Origin of the sequence: Streptomyces sp. NBC_00239 (assembly GCF_036194065.1) — a bacterium.
GTDB lineage: Bacteria > Actinomycetota > Actinomycetes > Streptomycetales > Streptomycetaceae > Streptomyces.
Genome location: NZ_CP108095.1, coordinates 377,821 through 402,920 on the forward strand (window position 1 = coordinate 377,821; position 25,100 = coordinate 402,920).

The window sequence follows — 25,100 nt, forward strand, 5'->3', positions numbered from 1 at the left end:
ATTCATCCTACCAATTGTCCAGGTAGTACTGGATGGCCGCAGAACGCTGCTGGGCACTCGGACTCGGGTTTCCGCCCTCCCGGTGGGTCGACACGTCGTCCACCTTGTCGAAGTACTTCTGGATCACCTTGAGTTCCTCGCGGCTGAAGTACTTCTTGACGTTGGCGATCTGCTCGGGCGTCTTGAACCGGTCCTCGAGGCTGCCGTCCTGCCGCTGCCACAGCTGGATGGGATTGCCGTCCTGGCCGAGCTTGCCCAGGCTGCCCGGGTTGTTCTTGTTCGCCTTCAGCATCTCGAGGGTGTCCTTCAGGGCCTGCTTCACATCGGGGTGCTGGCCGACTGCGCCGCAGTACTTCTTCGGCGGTTCCGCACCCTGGGCCCGCGCTGACGCCTTGAACATCGACCGCGCGGCAGGGCCGCCCAGGGGCTTCGTGACGATCTCGCAGGCCGCGCCGACCTTTTCGAGGATCTCCTCGCTCTGCTTGACCAGCTTCTTGGCGGCGGCGTTCTTGTCGAGGAACTCGTTCAGGCCGCCGACGATGCGGGTCAGCGCCTTGGCGATCTTCGGCATCTCCTTGATGATCTTGAGCGCCTTGCCCCAGGGCAGGGCGCCGACCACGGCCCAGAAGCAGCTCTCGAAGTTGCCTTCGCTGAAGCACTTCTTGATGTCCTCGAAGAGGAGGTCGACGATGATCTCGCCGCCGTTCTCGAGGAGGAAGTCGAGGACCCCCTTGTCCGCCAGCTCACGGGCAGCCTTGAGCGCCTCGGGCGAGATCCCGGCGTCCTTCAGCGCCTGGAGCTCGTCCTCCTGCAGCTCCGTGGAGTAGCCGGAGTCCTGCGCCGCCTTGGCCGCGGCCTCGCGGGCCTTGCGTTCCTGTTCGCGCTGGTACTCCTCGGCCTTCTTCGCCGCCTCGTCCGCCTCACGGGCGTACGTGTTGGCGTTCTTGGCCGCGGTCTCCGCCGACTTGGCGTGGCCTTCTGCCGACTCGGCGAACTTGTTCGCGTCCGCGGCGTCCTTCTCCGCCTGGGCGGCAGCGCCCTGGGCGACGCTGGCCTCGTTCTCGGCGAGGGTGGCGGCGCTGTTCGCGGCGACGGCGTGGTTGTCGGCCTCGGCTGCGGCTCCGCGGGCGCGGGAGGCTTCCGCCTCGGCCTGGTTGGCGGCGTTGCGGGCCGCGGTCGCGTCCGCGTAGGCCTGGTTGGCGGCCTGACGGGCCAGCGTCGCGTCGGCCTGCGCCTGCGCGTCGGCCTGGTTCGCGCGCGCCGCGGCCGCGCGGGCCTTGGCACCCTCCTCGGCGGCCTGGGCCGCCGACTTCATCGCGGCCGCGGCCGAACGCGCGGCGTCCGCCGACGAACGCGCCGCGTCCGCGGCGGCCTTGAACGCCGGGGCGACCTGCGCGTTGGCGCGCTTGGCCGCGGCCTCGGCCGCCTCGGCCGCCTTGACGGCCTCGGCCGCCTTCGCCTCGGCGGAGGCGACCTGCTCCGCGCCCATCTGCTCCGCCGCAGCGGCAACCGCGGCAGCGAAGTCCGCGTCCAGGTCCTTGCCGGCGAACGGCGCGGTCAGCGCAATCGCCGTGTTCGCGGGCTCGGCGATACCCGCCGCGGTGCTGCGGGCGGAAGCCGCCGCCTGGACGGCGATCGTGGACTGCACGCGGGCCATCGCGGCCTCGCGGACGGCGCCCTGTGCCTCTTCCTTGGTCCGGTTGGCGGCCTGGAGGGAGTTCGCGGCCTGCATGGCGGCGAGTCCGGCGTAGCGGGCGGCCTCGTGCGCGGCGATACCGGCGCGGGCCTCCTGGGCCGTGGCCTCCGCCGCCTTCTGGTTCGCGCGTGCGGCGGCAGCCCGGGTCAGGGCCGCTTCCGCCTCCGCCTTGTTCGCAGCGGCGTTGGCTGCCGCAGCGGCTGCCTCGGCCTTGTTGGCGGCAGCGTTCGCACGGGCGGCGTGCGCGGTGGCCTCGGCCGCCGCGGCACGCGCACGGGCAGCCGCACCGGCGGCCTCCGTCGCCGCGGACCGGGCGCGTACGGCCGCACCGCTGGCGGTGTTGGCGGCGCTACGGGCCTGGCCGGCGGCCGCACCCGCGGTGTCGGCGTCGGTACGCGCCTGATCGGCGGCCGCGCGGGCCACTCCGGCGTCGATGGTGCCGCGACCGGAGGCGGCGATCGCCTCGGTGGCCTTGGCGCGGGCTTCCTTCGCCTGGTGGTTCTGCTCGGCCGCGAAGGCGGCGTTGCGGGCGTTGCGGGCGTTGGTCTCCTCACCCTGGGCACGACGGTCCGCCTCCGCGGCGATCCCGTCCTGCGTCTGAGCGCTCGCCCGCGCGGCCGCTGCCGTCGCGGCGGCGGCCTGGGCCTGCGCGCGGGCGGCGGACGCGGTCCGGGCCTCGGCCTCGGCGCGCGCACGGGCCGCGGCGGCGATGTCGCGCTCACGCTCGGCGCGGGCGCGGGCAGCGGCTGCGAGGTCCCGCTCACGCTCGGCGATCTTGCGCTGCTCGGCGGCTATCTGCGCCTGGCGCTGCGCCTCGATGCGGGCCTCGCGGGTCTTGCGGGCGTGCTCCCACGCCTCCCGCTCCGCCTGCTCGGCCGCCAGACGCGCGTCCTTCGCACGCGCGGCAGCGGTCGCGGCGATCTTCGCCTGCTTGTCCGCGGCCTCCGCCAGACGGGCCGCGGCCTTCGCGTGCTCCTCGGCGTTCGCACGCCACTTCTTGGCCTGCGCCTCGTGCAGCTCGGCCTGGTTCTTGGCGTTCAGTCCGGCCGCGTCGGCGGCCGTCGCGTCCACCGCGTGCTGCGCGGTCTGCGTGGCCTTCACCGCCGCGTCCGCAGCGGCCGCGATGCCCGCGGCGACCTCGGACCACTGGGTCCCGTGCTCCAGCCCGGTCTCCACCAGCACACCGGCCTGGACCTTCGCCTGCGCGGCGGCGACCCCGGCCGCCTTCGCGGCGTCCTCGGCGTAACCGACCTGACGGGCGACCTCGGCCTTGACCTGGGCGTAGTCCGACAGGCGCTTGCCCGCGCGGTCCGCGGACAGCATCCGGTCGGCCTCGCGCGAGGCCGAAGCCGCCGACGACATGGCGTTGGAGGCCTTCTTCAGCGCCTTGACGGCGTCGCCGTGCGCGGTGATGAGCTTGGTGCGGGCCTCGGCGGCGACCGCGGACTTCTTCGCGAGTTCGCGGAGCTTCTCCGCGGCGTCGAGGGCTTCTTTCTGCGCCTTCTCCTGCGCGGCGCGGTCGTCCGCGTCCTGGCGGGCGGCGGCCTGGTAGCCGGTCTCCAGGAACTGCGCGATCACCGCGGCGTCCTTGGAGTCGAGGGCGGCCTGCGCGGCCCGCTTCACCGCGGGACCGCCCACCGACGCCAGCATCTCGACGCGCTTGCGGTTCTCTTCGGCGCGCTTGGCGGCGTTCTGCTTGTCCGCCTCGTCGCGCTGCTTGGCGATGTCGGCGCCGAAGGCGAGGAAGTCGGCGCGGTCCTGCGCCGTGCCCTTCAGGACCCGCTCGACCTCCGCGTTGAAGAACGGGCCACCCGTCCCGCGGAGCTTCTCGATCTGCGCGCGGTTGGCGACGTCGACGGCCGCCCGCTTGTCCTTCGCCCGCTGGCGGGCCTCGGCCACGCCACGGTCGAGGAACTCCCGGATCGCGTTCGGGTCGGTGCTCGCGAGGGCCTTCTTCGCGGCCTCGCGGACCTCTTCCTCCTCGTCGAACTCCGCGAAGTCCTCGACGAGCTGCCGGTCCCGCTCGTCGCTGAGCCGCTGGAGTTCCGACTTCGCGGCCGGCGCCGGAGCGCCGGACCGGGGCTTGAGCGCGGCGGCGAGCTGGTCGAGCGACGCCATGGCCTGCGTCAGCGACGGCTTCTGCTCGCGCACCGGTGTCGCCGCGGCGGCCTCACCCGTGGCGGTGCCCAGCACCGCCACCACCACCGCCGTCGACACGGCCTTGCGAACGTTCCCGGCCACGCGTGCGCGTGGCCTTCCGGCCCTGGGCCGGAACCTTTCCCACATGGGAATCCCCCTAGACGAATGTTCAAGAGACCCCGCCCAGGTCATCGGGCGGGGTGGTCTGACGACGTCCGGCCGGCCCCGGTCACGGGCCGGCCGGACCACCTGGGATCAGCCCCGGGTGCGGTTCTCGCCGTCCCGGGCGCGGTCGTACATGGCCTGCCAGAACGCCGCAGCTTCCTCGGCGCCGGCCTGTTCCCCGGCCCAGGCGTCCTGGTTGCCCTCGGCGGTGCCCGAGATGACCTTCCAGAGCTGCTCGGCGGACTCGCGGGACAGCGCGGCGATGGCCCGCCAGTTCTGCGCCTGCGCGGTGGCGGCGGCCTGTTCGGCCAGCCAGGCGCGCTGCGCCGCGCCGGCGTGCTCCGACACCGCCTGCCAGGCGCGTTCCGCCTCGGCGCGGGCCTTCGCGGCGTCGGCCGCGCCCTTGACGGCCGCCTCGGCCGCGGTCGCTTCCCGGATGAGGCGGGTCAGCGCGTGGTGCCGCATCGTTTCCGCGTCGGCGACACGCGTCCGGTACGCCTCCAGGTCCAGTGCCGCGCCGGTGGCCCAGCCGTAGCCGAAGAACTCCGCCACGTCCGGCTCCGCGGCACCGGGCCGCACGGCCCACTGCGCCGCGACCCGAACCTGCTCGCCCGGGTCCTGCTCACCGAGGGCGCGTACGAACTCGCGGTCCTTGGCGGCGACTTCCAGCCGCTGCTGCTCCCCCGCCTCGCGCGCCGTACGGTCGCGGCGCTGCGCGTCGGCGTAGCCGGTCTTGACGAACGCCGCCTGCTCGGTGACGCCGCCCTTCAGCGCACGCAGTGCGGCAGCCCGTACCTCGGGGGAGAACCCCGTCGTGTGGGTGGCGGCCACTCGTTCGCAGAACGCCCGGTTGCGGGCGCGGGTCTCACGCGCCCGCTGCCTCGCGTAGTCGAAGCCGCCGCCGGGCGCGAGCCACTCAAAGAGCGCCTCGTCGCCGCGGGAGCTGCGCAGCGCGTTCCACGCGGACGTGCGTACCTCGGCGGCCGGGTGCGTCTTCGCCGTCAGCGTGACCCGCTTGCGCGCCTCGGCGATCGCCTCGGCCAGCTCGGGCGAGAGCGTCTGCCCCGGCTGGTCGGCCGGAGCGAGGGACGAGGCGGCCGTCACGGACGAGGGAGCGGCCGTGCGGGCATCCGCCCAGGCCGGGGCCAGGCCCGCGACCGCGATTCCACCGGCCAGCACGCCGGCGGTCAACGCCCGTGCACCCCAACACTGAAGACTCAACTCAGACCCCCTTGAAGAATGAAGAATGTGTTCAAGCCGTGGAGGGGCAGGGCCGTGTGGCCGGCCCTGCCCCTCCTCGACGTTCGGCGGGGTGCGTTTTACGCGCTCCGCCGGGCAGGCTCACTTGGCCTGCTGGACCTTCCACAGCTGGGCGGTGGACCGGTTGCAGGTCCACAGCTGGGTGTTGACGCCGTCGTCGGTCTTGGAGCTGGGGATGTCCAGGCACATCTCGTCGACGTGCTTGGGCTGCAGCTCGTACAGCTTCTCGACCGGGTCGACGAGCTGGAGTTCCCAGCGCATGTTGCCGCCGCCCGAGCACTTCCAGCTCTGGATGACCGCACCCGGCTTGATACCGCTGTTCTCGACCTCGATGCACTTGTCACTGACCGCGGACCGCAACTCGAAGCTGCCGCCGCCCTTGGCGACGGCCTTCCACTTCTGCGCGTTGGTACCCGTGCAGGTGTACTGCTGAACCGGCACGCCATCGGTGGTCTTGGAGCCTTCGAGGTCCAGGCACTTGCCGCTGTTCGCAGCCGTGATCGTAAGAACCGTCTGCGGCATGGCAGCACGGTTGCGCGCCTCCATCGCCGCGGCCTGCGCGGTGATGGCAGCCTCCGCCGCCGCCTCCGCAGGGTCACCCGAGGCAGCACGCGCAGCCGCGGCGGCACGGGCGGCCGCGGCGGCACGGGCGGCGGCCGCGGCGCGGGCCGCGTCGTCGGCGTCGTCAGCCTGAACGGCGGTCGCGGTACCGGCCAGCACCGCAACGGTGGCACCTACCGCCAGAACGGCCTTGATGATCCGGGACATGATGGGATCCGTTTCCTCTCGCGTGTTCAGGATGCTCAGACGGCCGAAACCGGCTTGATACGCCACTGCTGGGCGCTCGTGCCGTTGCACGCATACAGCTGCGCGATCGCGCCGTCGTCCTTGGCGCTGGACTTGATCTCCAGGCAGCGGCCCGGCTTGCCGATCAGGTGCGCGGGCCGCAGCTCGTACAGCTCCTTGGCGATGTCGACCATGATCAGACGCCAGCGCTGCTGCTGCTGGCCCACACACCACCACTGCTGCACGACCGTGCCGGTCTTGATGCCGGCGCCCTCCACATCAAGGCACTTGCCGGCATGCTTGAACTGCACCTCGAGGGTGCCCGCGCCGGTGGCCTTCAGATCGAACTGCTGGTTCTCCGCGCCCTCGGCGCACGCCGACTGCACGGCGTTGACGCCATTACGCAGACTGCCCGAGGGAACGGTCAGGCACTGGCCACTGTGCTGGGCCTGGAGCTGCACGGCAGCCGGGGCCGCGGCAGCCACCGGCTCGGCGCGCTGGGCGGGCTCGCCCGCGACGGCGAACGTCACACTGGCAGCGATCGCCGCGGCACCCGCGCCGACAGCCAGGACGGATCGGATGATCCGGGACATGAGGTGATTTCCGTTCTGTCAGGTCTGAGAGGGGAAGGGCTCTGCGGCGCAGGTCAGCGCGCCAGCGGAGTGGCGATCTTCCACGTGGCGTCCTGGGCGAACTCGTTCGGCGTGTCGAAACGGTTCGCGCCGCCGGCCTTGTTGCCCGCATACATGTCGCCCCAGTGCTGCCGCAGGAAACGACCGGGCTGCCCCGCCGACTCGAACGAGATACCGGTACCGGACAGGCCCTTCTTCGCGCACCAGGAGGCGTCCTTGCGGAACTGCGCACTGTTGTCACTGGCCGTCAGCTTGACCCGCAGGTCCTTCTGGGCCAGGTAGTGGCCGGGCTTGCGGGCGGACTCGAAGGACCAGCAGCCGGGCTGCCCGCCCAGCGCGGGCACGATGACCCAGGTGCCGTCCTCACGGTCACTCTGCTTCGAGCTCGCAGAGACCGGGGCGAGGAAGGTTTCGCCGCCGTCGACGCTCGACTGGCGGACCACGAAGCCCGCCTTGCCGCTCACCGGCGCCAGCGTCTGCCGCCGGGCACGGTACTGACTGTCCTCCTTGAGGAACCCCGCGACCGCCTCGTCACTGCCCGCCAGCGCCTGCTTCGCCAACGCCACCAGGTTCGGATGCACACCAGTCTGCTCCGCAGCCGCCTGAATCTGCAGCGCAAGCCGCCGGTTCGCGTCAGCGATCTTCTTACGACGCGCCTCGTCGTCCTTCTTGTACGCCTCCTCCGCACCCGTGTGGATGTACGCCTTCCACACCGCCGGATCCGGGCTCAGAACCGCACGCTGACCCGCCGCATACAGCTCGCTCTCCTTCAGATCAGCCGGCACCGCACGCAACAGCTCACGAATGAAGTTGTCATCACTCAGAGCCAGCATCGCCTCGGACGGCGTGATCCGGAACAACGCAGCCGTATTACTGCGCGCAGCCAGCTCCTTACGACGCTCGGCCTCCGCCCGGTTCCTCTCCTCCAACTCCTTGATCTCCGCAGCCACATCACGCTGATGCGCCTCACGGGCACCATTGACGATGAACTCCAACCAAGCCGCCGGGTCACCCGCCAGAGCCTTCGCAGCGGCCGCGCGGACCTCAGGACCCGAAGCGGTGTGCCGCATCACGGCGCGGATGAAGTTGTCGTCACTGAGATCAAGCAGCTCAGGGCTGCTCGGAATACCGATCGTGATCAACGCCTGCGACTTCGCGAGGCGCGCCGCACGGGCGGCATCCGCCTTGTCCTTCTCACGCTGCTTGTCGACCGCATACGCCTCGTGGATGCCCGTGACGATGAACTGGACGTGGTCAGCGGCCAGCTCACTCGACATCGCAGCCTCGGCGGCCAGCCGCACGGCCTCGAAAGCCTCCCCGCCATCCCGGGCCTTCTGCCACAACGCATGGATGAAGTCGTGATCGCTCAACAGCAGCACGTCCGGGCTCGGATCCAGACGCACCACAGCAGCCGCATCCACCCGCTGCCTGTCATCAGTCCCGATACCTGAAGCCGCGGCCACCGCCCCAGCCGGAGCCGCAACAGCCACCAACGGCACAGCCATACCACTGACAGAAGCCAAAGCGGTAGCGGTCACGAGCCCGCGCGAGACAGCCCTCCGCACACGAGCGGAGTTCGAGTGACTCTTCATCATTCTTTTTTCGGTTCCCCCTGCTAGATCCCGCACGCGGTCCCGATGGGTGCGGGGCGGTCGGAGGCGCAGTCTTGAAGATCGTTAAAGAACAGTCAAAGTGGAATTGACCAGTCCTATGCACCCAGAGACTGATTTGACGGAGTATTGGGCCGATCTCCGCCATTTTTCGACGGCAACCAGCCACGCGGAGGCGGAATCCGGACCGATGAGTAACAAGGAACGGCTCATTCCGCAGGCGAACGCCCTGGCGTGCCACCACCGGCCACCGTCCCCGCAGCCCCTCCCCGCCCGAGGGCACAAGGGATCGGGGCACGTCCCACCGGACACCCCTCCGCTCCGTAAAGGCCGCGTGAAGGTGAAATGTGGTTCAGTACACATCAATGATCGCGACCGGTACCAGCGGTGTACCATCCGTCGCTTCCCGCAGGTGTCCAGGCCGGCTCAGGGCCCGTCGGGTACCGCGGGTCCCGGGTGGGTGGTGCGGGGTTTCCGCCGCCAGTCGGCCCACTCGGCGTGCGGGAGTTTGGCCAGGCACGACTGGAAGTAGATGACGGACATCTGCATCCGGGCCAGGGTGACGGCGCTCACGCCAATGAGGGCTCATGTGCCCCGGCTGCGCCCCGAGGTCCTGGCGGGGACGCCTGCTGCCGGTGCGCGGGCACAGCAGGCTCCGCCGGCTCGGCCTGGCGGGGCGCGGCGCCGGTGCGGGCCCGCTCGGGGGGCAGTGACGTCCGGCGCTGGAGGGCGCGCTTGGCGGCGCTGGTGCCCCTGGAGCAACTCTGGCACCATCTCAGCCGAGATGATCAAGCTTGGGGTTTGATCCGTCTCACCTGCATCGACCGCATCGACGCCGTCGTAGAGCACTGAGAAGATCTGAGGCCGACCTTGAAGACCTTACGTACCCGCATACCGCACCTGCTGACGGCCGTGTTGCTGCTGCTGGGCGTGATGACCGCAGCGACCGCGCAGGCGCAGGCCGCCCCGCAGCGGGTCGCGGGCAGCGCGAACGTCTGTTCCAACACCCCCGTTCCGGCGGGCTGGGTCATCACCAGCTCGTACCAGGGCAGCGGCTGTACCACCGGTGTCTGGTACACCATCGCCGATACGAGCGGGCTCAACTCCGCCTCCGTGTGCTCCCAGTCGCCCATCCCGACCGGGTGGGTCGTCACCAGCTCGTACAGCACGAGCAACTGCGCCGGCACCGGGGTCGGCTACTACATCGGCAACACCGCGGGCCAGAGCTTCGCCGTCGTGTGCTCGCAGTCCCCGATCCCCACCGGGTGGGTCGTCACCGGCTCGTACAGCACGAGCAACTGCATCGGTACCGGCGTCGCCTACAACATCGGCAACACCGCGGGCCAGAACTTCGCCACCGTGTGCTCGCAGTCCCCCATCCCCACCGGATGGGTCATCACCAGCTCGTACAGCACGAGCAACTGCAGGGGCACCGGCGTGGGTTACAACATCGGCAACACCGCCGGCCAGAACTTCGCGGTCGTGTGCTCCCACTCCCCCATCCCGGCGGGGTGGGTCGTCACCAGCGCGTCGAGCACGAGCAACTGCACCGGTACCGGCGTCGCCTACAACATCGGCAACACCGCCGGCCAGAGCTACGCCACCGTGTGCTCCTACTCCCCCATCCCCTCCGGATGGGTCGTGAGCAACTCGTTCCGGGCCACCAACTGCGTCGGCACGACCCTCGGCTACAACATCCGCAAGGCCTGACCTCACCGGTCGCCACCAGACCGGCTCGGCCCGTGCCGTGGCAGAAAGCCCCGCACCGCGAAGTGCGGGGCTTTCGTCAGATCGGCCGATCCAGAATTCCCGCCCCGCAGCGATGCGCGCGGAGATCGCCGGGGGGAGTCGTCGGCGGGAGGTACGGTCGGTGGCATGGAAGATCGCCGGGGTTGGTCGCAGTCCCTGCTCGCGGGCGCGGTGTTCGCCGTGTGCATGGCCGGTACCACCCTCCCGACGCCGCTGTATCTGCTCTACGAGGAGAAGTTCGGCTTCTCCCAGCTGACCGTGACCGTCGTGTACGCGGTGTACGCCTTCGGGGTCATGGCCGTGCTGCTGCTCGCCGGCAACGTCTCGGACGCCGTCGGCCGCAAGCCGGCCCTGCTGTGGGGCCTCGGCTTCGCGGCGGCCAGCGCCGTGTGCTTCCTGTCCGCGGACGCGCTCGGCTGGCTCTACGCCGGCCGACTGCTGTCGGGGCTGTCCGCAGGCCTGTTCACCGGAGCGGCCACGGCGTACGTGATGGAGCTCGCACCACCGGACGGCCGGGCGCGGGCGACGTTCGTGGCGACGGCCGCCAACATGGGCGGTCTGGGGTGCGGGCCCCTGGTGGCCGGCGTGCTGGCGCAGTACGCTCCCGAACCCCTGGTGCTGCCCTTCGCCCTCCACCTCGCGCTGGTGGCCGTGTCGGCCGTCGTCCTGGTGCGGCTTCCGGAAACCGTGGCGGAGCGGCGGCCCGCGGCGACCGTACGGCCCTCCGGCCTCGCACTCCCGCCGCAGGTCCGGGCGGTGTTCGCACCGGCGGCGATCGCCTCCTTCGTGGGCTTCGCCCTGTTCGGTGTGTTCGCCTCGGTCAGCCCCGCCTTCCTCTCCGGCTACCTCGGCGTCGACAACCGTGCGGTGAGCGGCCTGGTGGTGGCCCTGGCCTTCTTCGCCTCGACGCTCGGTCAACTGGGCGTCGACCGCGTCGGCGTGGCGCGCTCCCTGCCCGTGGGCTGCGCCGTCCTGTTCGCCGCGCTGGCTCTGCTGGCCGCGGCGCTGTGGACGGACCTCCTCGCCCTCGTCGTCCTGTCCGCCCTGGTCGGGGGAACCGGTCAAGGCCTGACGTTTCGCGCGGCCTTGACCGCAGTGGCCGCGGCCGCACCGGCCGACCGGCGGGCCGCGGTGCTCTCGGCCCTGTTCGTCGTGGCGTACACGGGCATCTCGCTCCCGGTGATCGGCGTGGGCCTGCTCTCCGACGCGTTGGACCTGGAGCGCGCGGGCCTCGCCTTCATCGGCTGCATGCTGCTGCTCGTCTCCGCGGCCGGCGCCTACCTGCTGCGACGGCCGGCAACGACGGAACGGACCTGACGCGGGGGCGACTGCCGCCCGTGGGGTGGTCCGTCGAACGGGTCCGAGCGGACCCGTTCGACGCCGACGTACGTGTGGTTACGCGAACTGGCCGGGCCGGTAGTCGCCGGCGGGGGTCTGGAGCATGACGTTCGCGCGGTTGAAGGCGTTGATGACGGTGATGACGCCCACCAGGGCGCCCAGCTGGTCCTCGTCGTAGTGCTTGGCGGCGTTCTCCCACACCCGGTCCGGGACTCCGCCGGCCGCATCGGCGATGCGGGTGGCTTCCTCCGCCAGCTCCAGCGCGGCACGCTCGGCCTCCGTGAACACCGTGGCCTCGCGCCAGACCGCGACGAGGTTGAGGCGCTCCGCCGACTCGCCGGCGTGCACGGCGTCCTTGAAGTGCATGTCGGTGCAGAAGCCACAGCCGTTGATCTGGCTGGCGCGGAGCTTCACCAGCTCCTGGGTCGCGGCCGGCAGGGTCGTGCCCTCAAGGGCCTTGCCCGCGGCTATGACGTGCTTGAGGACCTTGCCCAGGACGGGGTTGGTGAAGGGGTTCAGGCGTGCTTCCATGATGCGCTCCGTTGTCGTTGCCCGGCGGTTACACCCCTTTGACAGTGTGGGCGGGCGAGTTGTGACACGGATGCGCTGTGACGTGGGTCACCACCCTTGTCCCGGTGGGCTCTCAGGCCGGATGGCCCGCGAAGAGTTCGAGGTGGGAGCACTGGGGGCATCGGAAGGCGTCTATCTGCCACTTCGGTTTGCCCCAGCGTCTCGCACCGCCGAAGAGGCCGCGTTCGAGGGTGCCTGCTATCCAGCGGGCGAAACCCGGGGAGTGCTCGCCGGCGTCTTCGACGAAGCCGGACTCCAGACCGACGGTGCCGCACTGCGTGCACCGGAAAGTGTTCTTCACGCCCGGATTCTAGGCGGGCACGCCGGCGCGACCTGCCAAGGGAGGGCACCCGGCGCCCATCCGGTCGGCGTGGACGCACCCGCCCGGAGCGCGTCCCTCCCGCCCGGAGGGGCGCTCGTGTCGTTCGGATCCGCACGGCTCCGGGGGTTCGAGAACCGGGCGCCTGCTGACGTGAGCACGGTGCTGACGTGAGAGCCAAGGCCGCCTAGGATGCCGGGGTGGGCGGAGCCGTAGCGCAGGGGGTCGACGCGCGCGGTCTCCAAAATCGCGAGGACGCCGGTTCGAATCCGGTCGGCTCCGTCCGCAACCGAGCGGATCAGCCGGGGCCGTTCCGCGGCTCGCGAGGCCGTCCGTGCCACGGCCGGTTAGTCTCGGGACATGCGGATCTGCGTTTCCTCGGACATGGACGAACCCGTGGCTCGCGCGCTCCTGGGGCAACTGCGCGACCGCGGGCACGAAGTGGTGGCGTACGGGGCGCTGAGCCCCGGCGACGATCCGCAGTGGGCAGCCTGCTCGGAGACGGCGGCCCGCGAGGTCGCCGCCGGGAACGCCGACCAGGCGGTCGTGTGCTGCTGGACCGGTACGGGCGCATCGATCGCCGCGAACAAGGTTCCCGGCGTACGCGCGGCCCTGTGTACGGATGCCTACACGGCGGACGGTGCGCGGCGCTGGAACGACGCCAACGTGCTCGCGCTCAGCCTGCGCCTGACCTCGGAACCGCTGCTCAAGGAGATCCTCGACGCCTGGTTCGCCGCCGAGGCGAGCGCGGAGGCCGAGGACCGGGAGAACATCGCGCGCGTCGAACGGCTCGACAGGGCCAGGACCACGCCCTGATCGAAGGCCGCTTCCGACATCGCGCCCGGGTCCGAGTACGCGCCCGGGTCCGACTACGCGCCCGGGTCCCGCGTGGAGCGCCTCCCGTACGTACGGGAGCGGTAGCGGCCCGGCCCGGCCTGCGATGATGGCGGCGTGCCAGAGCCGGGAACCACTGCCGTCGTCATCGTCCTGCCCGATGCCGCGCCGCTGCTGGATGCGGCGTGGCGCATCGACCCGGCCCTGGTGCGTCGCGGGGTGCCGGCGCACGTCTCGCTGTTCTACCCGTTCGTACCGCAGGCCGCTCTGACGGCCGGGGACGAGGAGAGCGTCCGTTCCCTGGCCGCGGGTTTCCCGCGAGCCGATCTGCTCCTGGAGGAGGTCGTGACGGCGTCCGGCTTCGTCGCCGTCACCGTTCCGGGACTCCAGCCGATCGTGGACGCGTTCCACGCCCATTGGCCGCGGTTGCGCCCGTACGGGGGCCGTTTCGGGACACGGCCCGGCGCCCATGTCACGGTCGCGATGGGCACGGACGACCCGACGGCCACCGCCCGGGTCCGCACCGCGGTCGACAGCCTGCTGCCGCTGCGCACCCGCGCGGCAGCCGTCCAACTGGTGGAGCTGACGGAGGAAGGCTGGCAGTCCCGGCTCACCACACCGCTCGGCATCCCGCACGGGCCGTGCGCACCGCCCGCTTCGGGAGCCCAGCGGCGGCGGGCCGAATCCGGCTGAACACGACCCGTGCACAAGGGTGTTGACCGCGGATCCCCGCTCGTCCTGCGCGACCTGCGAGGGGGGAGGGTCTGACACCGGGGTGGCACCCCGTCGGCGTTCAGGACGGGCTCATCGGAGCGGTCCTTGTTCGTCGATGAACACGGTGGGCGTGGACAGGAACACGTCTGCGTCCACGGGGCCGTAAGCGATGTTGAACGTGTCCAACCAGTACGACCAGCCCCGGATCCCCAGTGCACTGCTGAAGCGGTAGTTGAGCTGCCAGCGCACCCACTGGCCGGGGACGAGCCGGACAGCCGGGGGCCGCCGCTGTCGAGGCGGCAGGGCGAACAAGGGCTGCACTCGGGGAAACACGCGCAGCCGACCGTCTGCCTCACGGAGCTGGACATCGACCTTGCTCAGGTCTTCCCGGCTGTCATTCGGCTCGAAGCCGTCACGCTCATGCATGCGGATCACATGCGCGAAGGAGGCCGCATCATGCGGGAGAGTGAAGCCGACCGGGGCCGCGTTCCTGCGCGAGGCGGCCTCTGCTCCCCGGGACTCCTTCGTCCAGGACGTCCGTATCCACTGAAGGGTGGTCTCCATGTGCGTACCCTCGCCGAGTCGTCGGGCAACTCACTCTATGTGACTCCCGAGACGTGTTCAGGGAGGGGCGGTCGGTTCTGGGTCTGTCAGGGCACATGAACGTGTACTCCGGCACCAGGCCGCCGAGAAGCCGTCGGTGCCGACCGGGACTGGGGGCCGGGCAGCCCCGGGTACGGTCGCCCGATGCTGCGCATCGACTCGCCCCTCGCCACCGCCCGGCTGAGACTCCGTCCGTTCCGGCCTGGGGACGCCGAGGACGTCCGCGACTACCAGCGCCGGCCCGACGTCGCCCGGTTCATGCGGTGGGAACCGCGCGGACCGGAAGCTGTCCGGGGGGCGGTGGAGCGGATGGCCCGGGAGGCCGAACCGGCCTCGGACGGGGATTGCCTCAGCCTGGCGGTCGTCGAGCCGGGGGCCGTGCCCCCGCGCGATTCGCATCGCGCGGGGGCACCGGTTTCTCGTCTGCGGCTCCTCGCCCGGGGGTCTCCAGCGTGGCCAGGATTGCGCAGACGGCAAGCGTCACCGGCGCTTGTCGCGCCGCCCGGCAGGCGCAGAACAGGCTGACCAGCGTCGCCGCGCTGCCGACCGAGCTGCCTGGGCCGTGGCGGTCATCGTCCCCGGCTGTTCGGGCGAACCGCAGTCCGCCCCGGCCCTTCTCCCACCCGGGGCGGGCATCCATGGGTGAAACGAAAGGGAGACACGATGCCGCTCTATCTATCGAGGTTCAGCTACACGCCGGAGACGTGGGCGAGGCTGATCGGCCACCCCGAGGACCGCGCAAAGGCCGCTCAGTCGTACATCGAATCCGTCGGTGGGAAGCTCCACGGCTTCTGGTACGCCTTCGGCACGCACGACGGCTACAACCTCTGGGAAGCTCCGGACAACGTGTCCATGGCCGCGGTTGCGCTGGCGATCAGCGGGGGTGGCGCGCTTGGCTCGTTCGAGACGACCGTTCTCCTGAGCGTCGAGGAAACGCTGGACGCCCTGCGCAAGGCAGAGCAAGTCCGGTACCGGGCTCCTGGCAAGTAGCGGCCCGCGAGCAGGCCCGCTGCCACCGTCGGCCCGTGCCGGGTCGACGACGGTCCGGCAGGGCTCCCGGAACGGGCCGCCCCGCCTCGTCCTGGCTGCCGGCTTCGGCCTGCCAGTCGATCAAGTGGATCACCACGGCATGGCGGCCCAGGCTGCCGAGCGGTCACGATTCCTCCGCCGCCGTGTCACCGGCGGACCGGGCCGCCCTTCTCCTGCGGTACGCCACCGCCCCGCACACCGCGAAGAGGAGGACGGCCACGGACGACAGCCCGAGGGCCGTGTGCTCGGCGAAGAGGCGCCCCAGCACTTCGAGCACGCCGATGCCCGCAGTCGCGTAGAGCAGCGCCCAGGCCGCTCCGCCCACGAACAGGGCGGGGAGGTAGCGTGGCAACGGCATGCGCATGCTGCCCGCGAGGAAGTTGGCGGCGGTCTGGAAACCGACGGTCAGGAACGAGACGGCGACCACCGGCGAGCCCCACCGCTGGATCGCCCGCTCGACACGCCGGAACTTCGCCGAGGAGATCCGCTCGGCGAACCTGCTGCGCCGGGCACCGGCACCGGCGAGCCACCCGACGGCGAACGTCCCTCCGGCGCGGAGCAGGACGATGGCGTACAGGGCTCCGGCCGTCAGCGCGATCCTATCCACGACGCCTCGTCCCGAGCTCCGGGCCGGAACCCGGGGCGCCCGTCACCCACACGCGCGTCCCGCCCCAGCGGGCACGAGGCCGGTCACCATCACTCACTGCGCCCTGCCTCTGTCCGTTCCGTCCCATCGGATGCCACCTGCGGCCACGCAACCCGAACCCGTACGCCCCATACCCAGACGCCAAGCAAGGACACCCTAACCGAACGGGCATACGGGGATGCGGGGCGCCGGGCGGCCGGAGCATCTGCCGGTGGGGCTGCGGCCGCCTGCTGGACCGCTGGAGCAGGAACTCGACGTCCACCCCGCGGCGGAGCCCGAGCCCATGCCCGCGATCCCGGCGGATTCGCCGGGGGCGAACCCTCCGCGCCGAAGAGCCCGTGTCGTGGAACGGCGGCGCACACAAGGGCAGAGGAGGCTGCCCGACTCGCACCGCCGGGCAGGACCCGAAGGAGACCGGTCACCTCTGCCGGGAAAGCGCCTCATGAGTCATCCATGGGGCTTGGTCCACTTGGGGCGGATACGTCCCGGTCGGGCCGTCCGCTCACTTCGCCCGACGCGCCCGACGCGCGCGGCCGCGCTGTCCGGGCAGTCGGTTCGGGGTGGCGAGGGTCCGCCAGCGGGGGGCGTCGTAGCCGGGGGCGTGGGGTGAGGGGAAGTGGAACGGGACGGCGAGGTGGGTGGCCAGGCGCTGGCCCGCTTCGGCGGCGGCCGGGCCCGGGGCGTTGCCGTCGGGGCGGTGGTGGACCGTCGCCAAGTGGCCTTCGCCGTCCGGGTCGTCGAGCACCGCGACCAGCAGGACGAACCAGTCGTGGACGGTGTCGCCGTCCCACAGCGCCTCTACCGCAGCCACCCGGCCGGGAAGGGCGGCGGCACGGGCCGCCAGCGAGGCGAGGTCGAGCGGATCCGGTGGTGTCCGCCGCACCCGGTCGCCCAGGACCTCGTAGCGCGCGTGCACCACCCGCTCCGCCTCGTGCAGGCCGACCTCCAGGGGCCGCAGTGCCTCCCACACGGTCCGGACGGCCGATATCCGGCGGTCCCGCAGCACGTCGGCGTCGACCTCCCGGCGGGTCCGTTCCTCCAGGTAGCCCCACCAGCCGCGGCCGGCGCTCACGTACCGCTCCCGGGCACTCCGAAGACCCGATGGACCCAGCCGTCCATCCGCCGTGCGAAGTCCGGTGCGCCGGAGATCTCCGAGGCCGGCAGCACACCGGCGTCGTCGGGGTCCGCCATGAAGTCCACGTCGGCCCAGCCGCCGCGGAACACGACGACCGACAGCTCGGCCTCCGCCGGACCACGCACGACCAGCCCGAGCGAGTCGGGGTCGGGCACCCCCGCCCGGTCCGCGACCAGCGGCTGAGGCCATGCCGCTCCGGCATCCCGCCAGGTCGTCCGCCCCACGTCGAGGCCGGACGCCCGCCAGTACGCGGTGCGCCGGGTCAGGAGACCGGCCAGCTCGTCGAGATCGATCACACGTTCCACGGGAGGGATCATGCCTGCCCGGCAGCACGCCCACGACCGCATTTCCCGCCCAGACCCCCGGCCCGTGCACCGTCGTCCGCGCGGCAAGCGCCTCCGCGACCGCATCGCACAGCCGTTCCGGGCGAGGGCGTCGACGTGGACGGCGATCGTGGACGGGGCGCGCCCGGCCCGCCGGGGCCGCCTCGCGTGGCGGCGTTCTGGACACGCCACCAACGACTGGACCTCACCAAGCCCAATTAGGATGTCGGCCGCGCGTTGATGTCACGTGCGGTTGACGTCACGCGCCGTCGCGGCTCATGTGCAGTCTGGCGTCCGTGATCCGTCCGACTGGATGTGTCCGGGTAACTGTTCCAACGGGGGGAGAACTTCGGTGTTCGGAATCATCAGGCCATGCCGTCATCGCCTGGGCGAGGGTCTGCGTACCGAGTGGATGGCGCATCTGTGCGGGCTGTGCCTCGCTTTGCGCAGCGAGTACGGACAGTTCGCGAGGGTGGCCACGAACTACGACGGCCTGATCGTCTCGGTGTTGACCGAGGCGCAGTCGGAGCGTACCGGGGACTGGCGGCGGGGTGCCGGTCCGTGCCCGCTGCGCGGGATGCGTTCGGCGGACGTGGCGCAGGGTGAGGGTGCTCGGCTGGCGGCGACGGTGTCGCTGGTGCTGGCCGCGGCGAAGATACGTGACCATGTGGCCGACGGCGACGGCTTGGTGGGGCGCCGCCCGGTGGCGCTGGCGGCCCGCCGGATCGCCCACGGCTGGGACCGCGCGGGCGCCGCGGGCGGCGAACGACTCGGCTTCGACACCGCCGTGCTGATCGGGGCGGTCGAGCGCCAGCCGGAGGTCGAGCGGTCGACCGGGCCCGGTGGCTCGCTGCTGACTGTCAGGGAGCCCACGGAGACGGCGACCGCAGCCGCCTTCGCGTACACCGCCGTGCTCACGGATCGCCCGGGCAACGCCGAACCGCTGGCGGAAGCCGGCCGGCTGTTCGGTCGGCTGGCGCATCTGCTGGACGCGGTGGAGGATCTGGCCGCGGACGAGGCGTCGGGCGCGTGGAACCCGATCGCCGTGACCGGTGCGGACCTCGCCGAGGTGCGCCGCCTCTGCGACGACGCCGTCCATGGAATCCGACTCGCGCTGTCCGACGCCGCGTTCGTCGACGGGCGGTTGGTAGGGGCACTTCTGGGCGGCGAGTTGGAGCGTGCCGTCGATCGCGTCTTCGACCCCGGCCATCGTGGCCATCAGCACCGCCCCCAGGCGCGGGGTCTGCGCATGCTGCCCTGGCTGGGACGCCGTACGGCGACGCAAGCGCCCTCGGGGAACGGGACCGGCACGGCCTGCGGCGTCGGGGCGCTTGCGGGCGCGGCCTCCCCCGAGGGCGGATTGACGGCATCGGGCCGACCGCCGGAGGAGCAGTGTCAACGGTGCCGCGAGTGGCGCCAGTTGTGCGCCGGTTGCAGGGTGTGCTTCGGCTGCTGCCGCTGCAACGTCGATGACGGAGAACCCTGGCAGTTCGGCGACAACAACCGCAGCGGCGGTTCGAACCGGGATGGTTCCGGCAGGGACGGTTCCGGGGGTGACGGCTGGTTCGGCGGCCATGGCGGAGGCAACTCGGGCGGGTCCTCCGGCGGTTCGGGCGGCGGTCATGGCTCAGGTGGTTCCGGCGGCTCCGGCGGCTCCGGCGGCTCGGGCGACGGCTGCGGTGGCGGTGGCGGCGGCGGCTGCTGCAACCCGTGCAAGTGCTGCTGCGACTGCTGCGACTGAACGAGGACGGGCCGCACCCGGTCCCCCGGCAGCGGACCGGGTGCGGAGGTCTCCGGTGGAGTCCGGCTCCACCCCGCCGCCCGAGCGCGCTCAGCGTGCGGGGCTGTGCCGGGGCGGGTCAGAGGGTGCTCATGCTGCTCGCCCCCACAACGGCATCCGGGCGAGCTGCTCCAGGCGGTGCGCTTGCCGCACAGAGGCGGACGAGGGGCTTGTCGTGTAGCGGCGGCCCCTGCCAGTCTGACGCGGTGGTGGTGCGAGGCTGTGAGCCACGGCCTGGGGTAGTGGGGGGATGAAGAGACGCATGAGTGATCTGCCGGACGATCTGGAGACGTTGCTCGGCGACGACGACCTTCGCGGGCAAGCGTTCGCGCCGGGAGCAGAGATCCCCCGACCGATCGAGGTCTCGGACGACGTACAGGGACCCCAGGAAGACGATTCGATCACGGACGAGAGCTCCTGATCGATGCCGGCGACCTTCACGAGCCTGCTGTTGCTCATCGTCCTGCTCGCACCCGGGTTCACCTACGCGGCGGTCCGGGACCGCCACCGTCCGGAGCGGACCTCGACGGCGTTTCGGGAGACCTCGCGCGTGGTGCTCGCGAGCGTCGGGTTCAACGCCGCCGCGCTGATCTCCTTCGCCTGCGTACGGATCAGCGCGCCCGACCGGACCCCGGACGTGGGTCGGCTCGTCCGCGAGCGTGATCCCTACGTTCGCGCGCACTACGCCGAGACCCTCATGTGGACGGCGGCGGTGCTGCTCCTCGCGGTCCTGTTCGCAGTGCTCGTCGCGCGGTTCCTTCCGCGCCGGAGGTTCGCGGTCAATCCGGAGTCCTCCGCCTGGTGGGTTCTCTTCGACATGAACGCCCGGGCCAACGGGACCGAATGGATCCGGGTGGAATGCGAGCTGATCGACGGCTCCCACCTGGCCGGACGGGTTCATCACTACTCCTCGAATCCGGAGGAGACCGGCGACCGCGAACTCGCGCTCGGGCCGCCGTTCGAGTACCGGCCGGCTCCGGACGGCGAACAGCGGGACCTCACGGACACCCACCGAGTCGTCATCAGCGCACGGCAGATCAAGTTCCTTGGCGTGACCTACTTCAGCCGATCCGGGGGTTCTGGTGGAAGCAACGCACTTGGCAGGACGGCTGCGCGCAGTACTGGACCGGCACCAGGGCAACAGGGGGCTCAGCGAACTCCTTGACGCACCCGCGCTGGAGGTTGCGCAGGCTCTTCTCGATCTGTCGGAGCGGGGCGAGGTCGAGGAGCGGGCGATCGCCGTCCTCGGCGAGTTCCACTGGCGCCGCTTCAAGGTTCTCGGCTTCGAGCGCGGGGAGCCGGACTTCCATCGGGCCCAGTTCCTGCTCCAGACCGTGCTGCAGCAGGACGGGGATTGCCTGCCGGAGGAGCTCAGGACGGAAGTCATCCCCGGCCTCGTGGACGGCTGGCAGCGCATCGCGGAGCGCACATCCGGGGAGGCCCCGAATCGGGGCGAGGTGCTGCTGGGCCTGGCCAGCGCCCTGCACACCCGCTATCTGGCCACCTTCCGCCGCGATCACCTCGAAGAGGCGCTCGGCATGAGTCGTGCGGCTCTGACGGTGCTCCCGCCCGGGTCCGAACATCGGGTGCCGGGTCTCCTCCAGTTGGAGAACCTGCTGGCGCACCGCTTCGAACTGGCACATGAGTTGGCCGACCTGGAGCGAGCCATCGAAGCGTGCGAGGAAGCCGTCCCGCTCACGGGGCCGGGAGACGTCCAGCGGGCGGCGCTGCTCAGCGATCTGGGCATGCACGAGCGAGCGCGCTTCAAACTCACTGGAGTACCTGCCGATCTGATGCGTGCGCTCGACCATGGCCGGAGAGCCCTCGAGGCGGTTCCACCTCAGTCCAAGCAAGGGCAGGAGGCGGCCCGCGAGCTGTTCACCTCGGTACAGCTGTGGGCGTCCCGGATCGATGAGCTCCCGGGTCCGGAGGGAGGCGACCGGGCGAGCCTGTCGGCGTTCCTGAAGGACCTACGGGAGCGGCACGGCGTCCTCTTCGTCATCCGCAGTGCCGTCGATCTCGCCGAGAGTGCCCCCCATGCCTCACAGCAAGCCGACGCTTCCCCGCCGCACGACGCGGACGCCGGGCTGAGGCACTGGGCCGCGGGCGTGGGCATGATGCAGCGCTTCACCCGGAACGGCGCACGCGACCGCGCCGACGTCGAGACGGCGGTGAGGCACTTCCGGGCAGCGCTCGCGTCCCTGCCGCAGGAGGACCTCACGGCGGTCCGGGTCCAGCTCGGTGGCGCTCTCCTCCAACGCAATCACCCGGAGGACCTCGACGAGGCGATCGACCTGTTCCGCGTCGTGGTGGCCTCCGATCCCGACCCCGGATCCCGTGACGGGAGCCGAGATCTCGCGGCGGCTTGGAGCAACCTCGGAATCGCCCTCTGGACTCGATGCCGCCGCCGTCGCTCGATGGACCTGGACGGCCCGATCGAAGCGTTGAGCAGAGCAACCGAGCTGCTTCCCGAACACGAGCGGGACTCGCGTCTGCCGGTTCTCGGCCTGCTGGCGACGCTCCTCGCCGTGGCCGCACAGCTGCACGATGACGAGGAACGGTTCCAGGCGGCGCTGGCCATCATCCGGCGGGAGCCGGGCGCGGCGGAGAACCTTGACGAACAGGTTCGTCGGCAGCTGACGGAAGAGCTGGTGGGCCTTGCATTCCGCCAAGCCGAAGTCCACGATCTCGACGCCGCCATCGAGAACATGGACGTCGCCGCCCAGATCGTCGGCGGCAGCACGGAACGCGCGGCTTTCCACAATGTACTGGGCCAGTGGCTGGGCGACAGATACCGGCGGACCGGGGACGTGGCGGACCTGGACCGGTCGGAGGATTCATTCCGGCGGGCCCTCGAGCAAGCCCCCGCGAACGACACCCTCCAGGTCTCCTGCCACGCCAATCTCGCCGTCACACTCAAGATGCGCTACGAGGCGCAGGGCGCTTCGGAAGACCTGGAATCCGCGATCCTGGCCAACGACGTGGCCGTCGGGTCGGCGCGGCCCGACCACCCAGAACGAGGGACCCTGCTCTCCAACCGCGGGATCTTCAGGATGGAGCGGTTCTCGCTGAGCAACGATCCCGACGACCTCGACATCGCTGTCGGCGCGCTGACGGAGGCCGTGGCCGGCGCCGATCCCGCGAGTCCTGCTCACGGGCACTTCAGCAACGGCCTCGGCAACGCGTTGCGAAAACGGTTCAAGCTGACCGCCGACCCGGCCGACATCGACCGGGCGATCACCGTGCTGCGGTCGGCCTCGGAGTTTCCGGAGGCCTCGGACGAAGACCGGGCCATGTACCTCAACAACCTGGGCGTGGCACTGCGACGACGCTTCCGGCGCCAGGGCGATCCGGGCGACCTGGACGCGTCCATCGACGCGCATCGGCGTGCGATCGACCTGAGCGATCCCGGTGTCCCGGGGTGGGCGAAGGACCAGTCGACTTATGCCACCGCGTTGCAGGATCGGTTCAAGACCACCGGTGAACCCGCCCACCGGGACGCGGCGGTAGCCGAGTTCGCCAAGGTCGTGGAACGAGCCGACGCCATCGCGGTGGTGCGAATCCGCGCGGCGCAGGCCGCGGCGGAACTCACCGCGGAACACGATCCCGGCCGTGCCGCCGACTTCCTGGAAGAGGTCGTTCCGCTGCTGGAGACCGTCGCACTGCGCCGGTTGGCCCTCAAAGACCGGCAACGCATGCTCAGTGATTACAGCAGCCTCGCTGCTGACGCCGCGGCGCTCGCGCTGCGGGACTCCAGGATCTCGCCCGAGGAGCGCGCCGCCAGGGCACTGGTCCTGCTGGAGACCGGCCGGGGCGTTCTGCTGGGCCAGGGCCTGGAGCTCAGGCGCGACCTGACAAGGCTTCGGGACGCCGATCCGCACCTGGCCGGACGACTCGAAGAACTGCGTGCCGAACTCGGCCGTGCGAACGCGTCAGCCGCGGACCTGCGACGACTCGACGCGCGGCTCCGCGAGACGCTGGTCGAGATCCGTGCCGTCGACGGCTTCAGCGAGTTCGGCCGTCGGCCCAGCCTCGCCGAACTGAGACGCCAGGCTTCGGACGGCCCCGTCGTCGTTTTCAACATCAGCTCGTACGGCAGCGACGCGATCCTCGTGACCGGGCACGGGATTCGCTCCCTGGAGCTTCCGCGCCTCACGAGGAAGGCCACAGCCGAGAAGTTCTTGAGCCTTCTTCGCACGCAACCAGGATGGCCGGACATGCCGGAGCCGGAGCCGGCCCAGGGCATGAGTGACGTGCTCACCTGGCTGTACGAGGCCGCGACCGGACCCGTGCTCGACGCCCTCGGCCTCGGGCCCGTACATGAGGACGACGAGAGGGAGTGGCCGCGGATCTGGTGGGTCCCGACCGGCCTGCTCGCCCTGCTTCCGCTGCACGCGGCGGGCGACCACACCTCGGCCGGCCGTTCGGTGCTCGATCGCGTGGTGTCGTCCTACACCCCGAGCCTGACCGCGCTCTGCCATGCCCGGCAACGGCGACGGCGTCCCGCCGCGCACGTCGGCCTGATCGTCGCGTTGCCGCAGACCCCGGGACCTTTGGACGATCTGCCCGGCGTGGCGGCCGAGGCACGGGTGATCGCGCGAATGATTCCGCACCACCTACTGCTCGACTCCGGTGATCCGGCGGGCGAACGGCCGGAGAAGGACAGCGTGCTGCGGCACCTCCGGCGCTCCACGATCGCTCACTTCGCGTGTCACGGTGGCGTCGACGCGCAGGACCCCGTGCAGAGTCGGCTCTTTCTCGCCGACCACGAGACCGATCCGCTCACGGTCGGAAGCCTGCTGCCGCTCGATCTGTGTGACGCACAGATGGCCTTCCTGTCCGCCTGCCGGACCTCGTTCATGGCGAAGCTGTCCCTCCTGGACGAGTCACTGCACCTGACCGCGGCCTTCCAACTGGTGGGCTACCCCTACGTCGTCGGAACGCTTTGGAACGTCGGCGACGGAGCCGCGGCGTGCTTCGCGTTCTGGTTCTACGACGCGTTGTCCACCTGGGACCGGAACCTCAGGCTCGCACACTCGGCGCACGCGGCCCACAGGGCGACCCGGCTGCTCCGCGAACGCTTCGCCGACGATCCGACGCACTGGGCCGCGCACGTTCACTTCGGCGCCTGACACCGACTGCCGAACGAACTCCAGCGCCCCGTGACCGTGAAGGCCCTGCGCGACGGCGTCGAGAGCAGCCAGGACCGTGGCCGTTTCCGCCGGGAAGCGGCCATCGGAGCACGGCTGCGGCATCCCCCTGCCGGGACGGAGGGCCCCACCACAGACCAACCGGGGCCTGCTCGTCCTGGAGCGGCGCGGCGGCGGCACGATGGTGGCCTTCCCCGGCCACCCTGCGAAGGTCGGCTCCGACGAGTCCGCGCCCCGCAGTGAAGCGATCGTCGGCCACGGCTGGAACGTCTACACGTTCTTCTTCTGAGCGCCGGTCACCCGCGAAAAGGGCCCAACCAACGCGCTGCCCGCGCCTGTCGCTCTCGACCGCACCCGGTGAACGGGAGCGGCGGGCGGCTTTCTAGGCTGACCCCATGTCCGACGAGCCACCCCTACCGCGCAGCCTGCGGGCCCCGACCGCACCCACCGCGACCCCACCCCGGGCCGCCGCGTCCGCGGCACCCTCACCCGCCACGGACGCCGCCGCCCGGCGCCAAGCGCCCTGTGTGGTCTTCGTCGACGAGCTGGACGCGCTCGGCGCCGAGCGCTCGCGTACCCACCACAGCGGTCTGCTCAGCACCACCCACGACCGGGACAAGGC

The 25,100-nt window shown here is 71.2% G+C and carries 22 protein-coding genes, 1 tRNA gene and 1 pseudogene; 12 read left to right on the plus strand and 12 right to left on the minus strand.

All coding sequences use genetic code 11. The features are described from left to right. Window positions 1–7: 7 nt before the first annotated feature. From OG764_RS01820 to OG764_RS01845, 6 genes are all read right to left on the minus strand, one after another. On the minus strand, window positions 8–3,937 hold the full coding sequence (locus OG764_RS01820) for a hypothetical protein (RefSeq protein WP_328966579.1): 3,930 nt from the start codon (window positions 3,935–3,937) through the stop codon (window positions 8–10). Window positions 3,938–4,090: 153 nt separating this feature from the next. Beyond that, window positions 4,091–5,191 (minus strand): hypothetical protein, encoded by a 1,101-nt coding sequence (locus OG764_RS01825; RefSeq protein ID WP_328966580.1) that lies wholly within the window; start codon window positions 5,189–5,191, stop codon window positions 4,091–4,093. Window positions 5,192–5,341: 150 nt separating this feature from the next. Next, a complete protein-coding gene (locus tag OG764_RS01830) occupies window positions 5,342–6,028 on the minus strand; it encodes an RICIN domain-containing protein (protein WP_328966581.1) in 687 nt (228 codons plus the stop codon). A 35-nt stretch (window positions 6,029–6,063) separates the two neighbouring features. Beyond that, window positions 6,064–6,639, minus strand: a complete 576-nt coding sequence (locus OG764_RS01835; RefSeq protein ID WP_328966582.1) for an RICIN domain-containing protein — start codon at window positions 6,637–6,639, stop codon at window positions 6,064–6,066. A 53-nt stretch (window positions 6,640–6,692) separates the two neighbouring features. Then, a complete protein-coding gene (locus OG764_RS01840; protein WP_328966583.1) occupies window positions 6,693–8,183 on the minus strand; it encodes an AbfB domain-containing protein in 1,491 nt (496 codons plus the stop codon). A gap of 531 nt (window positions 8,184–8,714) precedes the next feature. After that, entirely contained in the window at window positions 8,715–8,861 is a 147-nt protein-coding gene (locus OG764_RS01845) for a hypothetical protein (RefSeq protein WP_328966584.1), read from the minus strand. A 297-nt stretch (window positions 8,862–9,158) separates the two neighbouring features. Between OG764_RS01845 and OG764_RS01850 the strand changes: the two genes are divergently transcribed. Together OG764_RS01850 and OG764_RS01855 are read left to right on the plus strand one after the other, a co-directional pair. After that, a complete protein-coding gene (locus tag OG764_RS01850; RefSeq protein ID WP_328966585.1) occupies window positions 9,159–9,998 on the plus strand; it encodes a hypothetical protein in 840 nt (279 codons plus the stop codon). Between the two features lie 165 nt (window positions 9,999–10,163). Further along, window positions 10,164–11,354, plus strand: coding sequence for an MFS transporter (locus tag OG764_RS01855; RefSeq protein WP_328966586.1), 1,191 nt, complete (start codon window positions 10,164–10,166; stop codon window positions 11,352–11,354). Between the two features lie 78 nt (window positions 11,355–11,432). Here OG764_RS01855 and OG764_RS01860 read toward each other — a convergent pair whose 3' ends face one another. Both OG764_RS01860 and OG764_RS01865 read right to left on the minus strand, forming a co-directional pair. Then, entirely contained in the window at window positions 11,433–11,906 is a 474-nt protein-coding gene (locus OG764_RS01860) for a carboxymuconolactone decarboxylase family protein (protein ID WP_328966587.1), read from the minus strand. Between the two features lie 112 nt (window positions 11,907–12,018). Next, window positions 12,019–12,246 (minus strand): hypothetical protein, encoded by a 228-nt coding sequence (locus tag OG764_RS01865; RefSeq protein ID WP_328966588.1) that lies wholly within the window; start codon window positions 12,244–12,246, stop codon window positions 12,019–12,021. 224 nt (window positions 12,247–12,470) lie between these two features. Between OG764_RS01865 and OG764_RS01870 the strand changes: the two genes are divergently transcribed. The 3 genes from OG764_RS01870 (at window position 12,471) to OG764_RS01880 (ending at window position 13,791) form a co-directional block, all read left to right on the plus strand. Beyond that, window positions 12,471–12,546, plus strand: a tRNA-Trp gene (locus OG764_RS01870). Window positions 12,547–12,624: 78 nt separating this feature from the next. Then, on the plus strand, window positions 12,625–13,080 hold the full coding sequence (locus tag OG764_RS01875; RefSeq protein ID WP_328966589.1) for an RpiB/LacA/LacB family sugar-phosphate isomerase: 456 nt from the start codon (window positions 12,625–12,627) through the stop codon (window positions 13,078–13,080). A gap of 135 nt (window positions 13,081–13,215) precedes the next feature. Then, window positions 13,216–13,791 carry a 2'-5' RNA ligase family protein gene (locus tag OG764_RS01880; protein WP_328966590.1) on the plus strand — a complete coding sequence of 192 codons (576 nt, stop codon included), beginning with the start codon at window positions 13,216–13,218 and terminating at the stop codon, window positions 13,789–13,791. A 111-nt stretch (window positions 13,792–13,902) separates the two neighbouring features. Here the strand turns inward: OG764_RS01880 and OG764_RS01885 are convergent, their stop codons facing one another. Beyond that, the gene (locus OG764_RS01885) at window positions 13,903–14,376 is read right to left on the minus strand and encodes a hypothetical protein (RefSeq protein WP_328966591.1); all 474 of its coding nucleotides are present in this window, start codon (window positions 14,374–14,376) and stop codon (window positions 13,903–13,905) included. A gap of 702 nt (window positions 14,377–15,078) precedes the next feature. On the opposite strand from OG764_RS01885, the gene OG764_RS01890 reads away from it, so the two are divergent. Next, a complete protein-coding gene (locus tag OG764_RS01890; RefSeq protein ID WP_328966592.1) occupies window positions 15,079–15,405 on the plus strand; it encodes a GYD domain-containing protein in 327 nt (108 codons plus the stop codon). Window positions 15,406–15,568: 163 nt separating this feature from the next. On the opposite strand, the gene OG764_RS01895 is transcribed toward OG764_RS01890, so the two are convergent. From OG764_RS01895 to OG764_RS01905, 3 genes are all read right to left on the minus strand, one after another. Next, window positions 15,569–16,051 carry a DedA family protein gene (locus OG764_RS01895; protein ID WP_328966593.1) on the minus strand — a complete coding sequence of 161 codons (483 nt, stop codon included), beginning with the start codon at window positions 16,049–16,051 and terminating at the stop codon, window positions 15,569–15,571. 541 nt (window positions 16,052–16,592) lie between these two features. Further along, entirely contained in the window at window positions 16,593–17,162 is a 570-nt protein-coding gene (locus tag OG764_RS01900) for a hypothetical protein (protein WP_328966594.1), read from the minus strand. Continuing rightward, a complete protein-coding gene (locus OG764_RS01905; protein WP_328966595.1) occupies window positions 17,159–17,530 on the minus strand; it encodes a hypothetical protein in 372 nt (123 codons plus the stop codon). Before OG764_RS01905 ends, OG764_RS01900 begins: the two co-directional genes overlap by 4 nt. 370 nt (window positions 17,531–17,900) lie before the next feature. Between OG764_RS01905 and OG764_RS01910 the strand changes: the two genes are divergently transcribed. The 6 genes and pseudogenes from OG764_RS01910 to OG764_RS41665 form a co-directional block, all read left to right on the plus strand. Further along, on the plus strand, window positions 17,901–19,289 hold the full coding sequence (locus OG764_RS01910) for a DUF5685 family protein (RefSeq protein WP_328966596.1): 1,389 nt from the start codon (window positions 17,901–17,903) through the stop codon (window positions 19,287–19,289). A gap of 301 nt (window positions 19,290–19,590) precedes the next feature. After that, the gene (locus OG764_RS01915; RefSeq protein ID WP_328966597.1) at window positions 19,591–19,749 is read left to right on the plus strand and encodes a hypothetical protein; all 159 of its coding nucleotides are present in this window, start codon (window positions 19,591–19,593) and stop codon (window positions 19,747–19,749) included. A 3-nt stretch (window positions 19,750–19,752) separates the two neighbouring features. Further along, window positions 19,753–20,493 carry a DUF6338 family protein gene (locus OG764_RS01920; protein ID WP_328966598.1) on the plus strand — a complete coding sequence of 247 codons (741 nt, stop codon included), beginning with the start codon at window positions 19,753–19,755 and terminating at the stop codon, window positions 20,491–20,493. A 169-nt stretch (window positions 20,494–20,662) separates the two neighbouring features. Next, complete coding sequence (locus OG764_RS01925; protein ID WP_328966599.1) at window positions 20,663–24,460, plus strand: CHAT domain-containing protein; 3,798 nt, start codon at window positions 20,663–20,665, stop codon at window positions 24,458–24,460. A gap of 76 nt (window positions 24,461–24,536) precedes the next feature. Next, complete coding sequence (locus OG764_RS01930) at window positions 24,537–24,767, plus strand: hypothetical protein (RefSeq protein WP_328966600.1); 231 nt, start codon at window positions 24,537–24,539, stop codon at window positions 24,765–24,767. A 217-nt stretch (window positions 24,768–24,984) separates the two neighbouring features. Beyond that, window positions 24,985–25,086, plus strand: a pseudogene (locus tag OG764_RS41665) (AAA family ATPase); the annotation flags it as partial. Window positions 25,087–25,100: the final 14 nt, after the last annotated feature.